The organism is Lutibacter sp. (assembly GCF_041562875.1).
Classification (GTDB): Bacteria; Bacteroidota; Bacteroidia; order Flavobacteriales; family Flavobacteriaceae; genus Lutibacter.
In genome coordinates this window covers 1-5601 of sequence record NZ_JBFFOE010000133.1, presented here as the reverse complement: position 1 = coordinate 5601, position 5601 = coordinate 1, and the positions used below count along the sequence as shown (strand labels likewise).

Genomic DNA, 5601 nt, shown 5'->3' with positions numbered 1-5601 from the left:
TGGATAATCACTTCCAAAGACTGATAATTCTTTACGAATACCAGCAGCAGTTTGTGTAACAAAAGGGATTAAATTTTGTGGAACTCCAATTGGTAATTCTCCAATTTTTGCAGATTTATGAGCACCTATCGGATTAAAATAACGTAACGCAATTGCTGTTATTTCTGAAACTTTTGTGGTGTCTTTTATAATTTCTTCTCCAATTTTTTTGGTATTTCCATAAGGCGATTCAGCAGGTTTTACCGATGCGTTTTCTGTTATTGGCAGTTCATCAGCTTGTCCGTAAACAGTACAAGATGAGCTAAAAATGAAGTTATTTACATGGTTAGCTTTCATTTCTTTGAATAAATAAACAAGCGAACCAATATTGTTTTCGTAATATTCTAAAGGTTTTTCAACACTTTCACCCACTGCTTTTGAGGCAGCAAAATGAATAACACCAGCTACTTTATTTTCTTTAAAAAATTGCTGAACAGCCACTTTATCTTTTAAATCAATATTAAAGTAACTAGGTTTTATAGTTGTTATTGAAGTTATTTTATCAAGTACATCAATAGATGAATTTGATAAATCATCAATTATTAGAACTTCAAAACCTTCGTTTTGAAGTTCTACAACTGTATGTGAGCCAATAAATCCTAATCCGCCAGTTACTAAAATTTTTGTCATTAGTTATTTATAAAATCTATAATTGTTTTAATAATAAAATCTTGTTGTTCGGTATCCAATTCTGTATGCATTGGTAAGGAGATAACTGTTTCTATCAATTCATTAGTAACTTTAAAATCAGCTTCATTATAACGAGCATCTACATATGCTTTTTGACTATGTAAAGCAACTGGATAATAGATTGCATTTGGAATTCCGTTATCTAATAAATGCTGATGTAATTCGTTGCGTTTTCCATTAGTAATTTGTAAGGTGTATTGATGAAATACATGGCAATCGCAATTGTCGCAAACAAATTCACAACCATTCCCCATTTTTGGAGTACTTATAAATTGTTCATTTTTAAAAGCATTGTTATAATAACGAGCCGCTTTTCTGCGCTCATTGCAATAAGCATCTAAATGTGTTAATTTTATTCTTAAAACTGCCGCTTGTATACTATCTAATCTAGAATTTACACCAACAACATCATGGTAATAACGTTTGTACATTCCATGGTTTACCATTCCTCTTAAAATGTGTGCTAAGTCATCATCATTTGTAAAAATTGCACCACCATCACCATAACAACCTAAGTTTTTTGAAGGGAAAAATGAAGTTGTACCAATAATTCCCATAGTTCCAGCTTTCTTTTTAGTGCCATTACTAAAAGTGTAATTTGCTCCAATAGCTTGTGCGGTATCTTCAATTACAAATAAGTTATGCACTTTTGCAATCTCTAAAACAGCTTCCATATTTGCACATTGTCCAAATAAATGAACAGGCACAATAGCTTTCGTTTTTGGTGTAATAGCTTTCTTTAAAGCTTCAAGATTCATGTTAAAAGTATCTTTTTCAACATCAACTAAAACAGGTGTTAATTGTAAAAGAGCAATAACTTCAACAGTAGCTGCAAATGTAAAATCGGCTGTGATAACTTCATCACCAGGTTTTAACCCTAATCCCATCATTGCAATTTGAAGAGCATCTGTTCCGTTTGCACAAGGAATTACATGTTTTACACCTAAATAATCTTCTAATTCTTTCTGGAAATTATGTACTTCTGGACCGTTTATATAAGCTCCAGATTTTACAACTTCTAATATTTTTGAATCAATTTGTTCTTGTATTTTATCGTATTGACCAAGTAGGTCAACCATTTGTATTTTTCTCATGGAAAATAATTAAATAATTTGCCAAACAAAAATACAATAAAAGTGATTGCTAAACAATCTTAAATATACATATGTTTATACCATTTTATTCAAATAAATTGGAAGATAAATAACGATCACCTCTATCAGGAATTATAGTTACAATAGTACCTTTTGTAAGTGTTTTTGCTAATTTTAATGAAGCAGAAACAGCGCCACCACCACTCATTCCTGAAAATATTCCTTCTTCTTTAGCTAATCTTTTAGTCATTTCACGAGATTCTTCTTCACTTATCTCAATAATTTCATCCACTTTTTTAGGATCAAATATTTTTGGAAGAAATTCTTTTGGCCATTTTCTAATTCCAGGAATTTTAGAATTATCAGTTGGCTGCACACCAATAATTTGGATGGCTGCATTTTTTTCTTTTAAAAAAGTTGAAGTTCCCATAATGGTTCCTGTTGTTCCCATTGCTGAAACAAAATGAGTTATTTCACCATGAGTATCATGCCAAATTTCAGGACCTGTAGTTTTATAATGTGCTTTCCAATTGTCATCATTTGCAAACTGATTTAGCATAAAATAACCTTTGTCAATTACTTGTTTTTCAGCATATTCTCTGGCGCCTTCTATTCCGATTTCAGCAGCTGTTAATGTAACTTTTGCTCCATAAGCTTGCATGGTCTGAATTCGTTCTTTTGTGGAGTTTTCAGGCATTACCAATTCCATATGTAAACCAAATTGTTGCGCTATCATGGCTAATGCAATTCCAGTATTTCCACTAGTAGCTTCAATTAAATAATCTCCTTTTTTTATTTCATTTCTTTCAAGAGCCGAAGAAATCATATTATATGCAGGTCTGTCTTTAACACTTCCTGCTAAATTATTTCCTTCCAATTTTAGCAATAAAGTAACACCTTCTTTCACTAATAATTTTTGAACTTTCACTAAAGGTGTATTTCCTAAAAAATTGAATAAATTGTTAGTTTCCATTAGTTAAAATTTAGGTTTTAATTTTGTCTCATTTGAATGATAAACTAATGAATTTTTTGGAACAGATTTAGTAATCCAAACATTACCTCCAATAGTACAATTTTCACCAATAACAGTTTCACCTCCAAGAATAGTAGCATTCGCATAAATAGTTACATTATTTTCTACAGTTGGGTGTCTCTTTGTGTTTTTCAATTCTTTTGAAACTTGCAAAGCGCCTAAAGTTACTCCTTGATAAATTTTAACATGGTCTTTTATTAAGCAAGTTTCTCCAATAACAGTTCCTGTTGCATGGTCAATAAAAAATGACTTGCCAATAGTGGCTCCTGGATGAATATCGGTTCCAGTTTTACTATGTGCATATTCACTCATTAATCTTGGTATTAAAGGGGTGTTTAGCAATAATAGTTCATGACTAAATCTATAAATAGCAATAGCGTAAAAACCAGGATAAGCTAAATATACTTCTTCTATATTATTGGACGCAGGATCATTGTTTACCAATTCTTGAGCGTCTAAGTTTAAATTTTCTAAAATTGTTGGTAATTTATATAGAAAATTATTCCAAATGGTTTCACATGTGCCATCTTTAATTAAACAAGCAAGTCTGTAAATCTCTTTAAAGTCATCCTCTAATTGCTTGATATTACTGGCCACGCAGGCTTGGGCATCAAATAAGGTAAAAAATAGATTATTTGTAAATTTTTCAGTTTTATGTTTTAGGCTGAAATTTAAGTGAGGCCTATTTTTATTTGCTATAATTTTTTGAATTATTTCTTCTTTTGTTGTCATATTCATTTTTGACGGTTTAATTTGAAACTAATTACCATTGTTTGTAAATACTTTCAAAAGGAATTCTAAAACGTTCACCATAAACACCTTCAGGTTTTCGAATTCCACAAGATATTACCATGTTAATTTCACTTTTTGAAGGCAATTTTAATATTTTTTTTATGCGAAGTGTATCATTTCCTTCCATTGGGCATGTGTCGTAATTTTCAGCAGCCATACTTAACATAAAAGTTTGAGCAGCTAAACCAGCACTTTTGTGAGCAACAACTCGAATATCTGACTTTCTAAGCTGTCTGTAAACAGGTCTGAAAAGTCCTGTGACCCAGGAAATAGCATACTTTATGTAGCCAAAAACTCCAAAAAAATCACTGTAAACGAAAGGCATTAATTTTTTATAATAATTTAAGGCAAATTTTTCACGTCCTGAATATTCATTTGTTGGTTTTATTCCAAATAATTGAGTTAAATAACTAATATGTGCTTTTACGCGTTGTTTCCATACATCTTTACGAACTACAATCACAACCATTTCTTTTGCGCTGGTTGCTGCACTTTGTCCCAAACAGGCAACTGCCAATTCAGCTAAGATATCTTTTGAAGTTATATGATGGAATTCCCATAATTGCATATTGCTACTATTTGGAGCTAATGTTGCTTGCTGAATGCACTTTTTTACAGTTTCTGAGTCAATTTCTTTGTTTTCATCGTATACTCTAACAGAACGGCGATAGTTAATAGCGTCAATAAGGCTCGTGTTTTTCATGGCTGTAAAATTAAACAAAAACTTGTTACTTTTTGTTTTTGATTTTTAACTATTAAATAATAGTAGATTGCCCTAAATCTATATTGTTTTTATTGTAAAATGTGTTTTCTTCATCTAAAATGAAATCGCTTAAAAAATTTCCAACGCTTGTAGTTGAAAAATGATTGGTAGCATTTAAATCTGGCGTTGAAATGTTTAAGTTTATAGATTTTTCAACAGCGTTTTTTATATCTTCAGCTTCTTCAAATAAATAGAAATGTTCTAGTAACATTGCAGCGGATAATACAGAAGCCAAAGGATTGGCAATATTTTTACCTTTAGCTACTGGATAAGATCCATGAACAGGTTCAAATAACGCAGCGTGTTTACCAATTGAAGCAGAAGTTAACAAGCCAATAGCCCCTGAAATGACACTCGCTTCATCAGAAAGAATGTCTCCAAACATATTTTCGGTTAAAATTACATCAAACTGTTTTGGGTTTAATATAAGTTGCTTAGCGGCATTGTCTACAAATAAAAATTCTAATTTTATAGTTGGATATTCTTTGGCTATTTCAAGTACTCTTTTTCTCCAAAGTCGTGAAGTTTCTAAAACATTGGCCTTGTCTACCAATGTTAATTTTTTTCGTCTTGCTTGTGCTGCTTTAAAGGCTAAATGCGCTATTCTATCAATTTCTTCAGCAGTATAAATACAATTGTCTGATGCTGAATTTCCATCATCACTTAAGTTTTTTTCTCCAAAATAACTACCACCAGTAAGTTCTCTATAAATTACAAAATCGATTCCTTTAATTACTTCTTCTTTTAGGTTTGATTTATGAAGCAATGAATTATAAGTAGTTAAAGGTCTAATATTTGCAAAAAGCCCTAAACTTTTCCGAAGTTTTAATATACCTTGCTCTGGACGAATTTTAGCATTTGGATTGTTGTCATATTTTAAATCGGCAATAGTACCAAGCAAAATAGCATCAGCTTCAACACAAATTTTAAGTGTTTCGTCTGGAAGTGGTTCTCCATATTTTTCAATGGCTATGGCTCCAATTGAAGCTGTAACGTACTCGAAAGTATGATGGTATTTTTCGGCAATAGCATTTAATACCTTTACAGCCTGTTGGGTTACTTCAGGACCAATTCCATCACCAGGAAGTAAAGCGATTTTTAATTTCATCTGTAATGATTCTATTTTTAAGATCAAATGGAGTTAACAATAACAGTATCAACGATAAAAATAATAATTATTTTGTGAATTA

The 5601-nt window shown here is 31.3% G+C and carries 6 protein-coding genes; all 6 read right to left on the bottom strand.

Annotation, left to right across the window (positions count from 1 at the left end):
* The coding region (locus ABY863_RS12515; protein WP_372795346.1) for an NAD-dependent epimerase/dehydratase family protein at window positions 1–669 on the bottom strand (669 nt) is incomplete at its 3' end.
* A complete protein-coding gene (locus tag ABY863_RS12510; RefSeq protein WP_372795344.1) occupies window positions 669–1823 on the bottom strand; it encodes a DegT/DnrJ/EryC1/StrS family aminotransferase in 1155 nt (384 codons plus the stop codon). The genes ABY863_RS12510 and ABY863_RS12515, both read right to left, overlap by 1 nt.
* Window positions 1824–1908: 85 nt before the next feature.
* Window positions 1909–2796, bottom strand: a complete 888-nt coding sequence (gene cysM / locus ABY863_RS12505; protein WP_372795342.1) for a cysteine synthase CysM — start codon at window positions 2794–2796, stop codon at window positions 1909–1911.
* A 3-nt stretch (window positions 2797–2799) separates the two neighbouring features.
* The gene (locus ABY863_RS12500; protein WP_372795340.1) at window positions 2800–3594 is read right to left on the bottom strand and encodes a serine O-acetyltransferase; all 795 of its coding nucleotides are present in this window, start codon (window positions 3592–3594) and stop codon (window positions 2800–2802) included.
* A 25-nt stretch (window positions 3595–3619) separates the two neighbouring features.
* Window positions 3620–4351 carry a nitroreductase family protein gene (locus ABY863_RS12495; protein ID WP_372795338.1) on the bottom strand — a complete coding sequence of 244 codons (732 nt, stop codon included), beginning with the start codon at window positions 4349–4351 and terminating at the stop codon, window positions 3620–3622.
* Between the two features lie 52 nt (window positions 4352–4403).
* Window positions 4404–5519, bottom strand: a complete 1116-nt coding sequence (gene leuB / locus ABY863_RS12490) for a 3-isopropylmalate dehydrogenase (RefSeq protein WP_372795336.1) — start codon at window positions 5517–5519, stop codon at window positions 4404–4406.
* Window positions 5520–5601 lie beyond the last annotated feature (82 nt).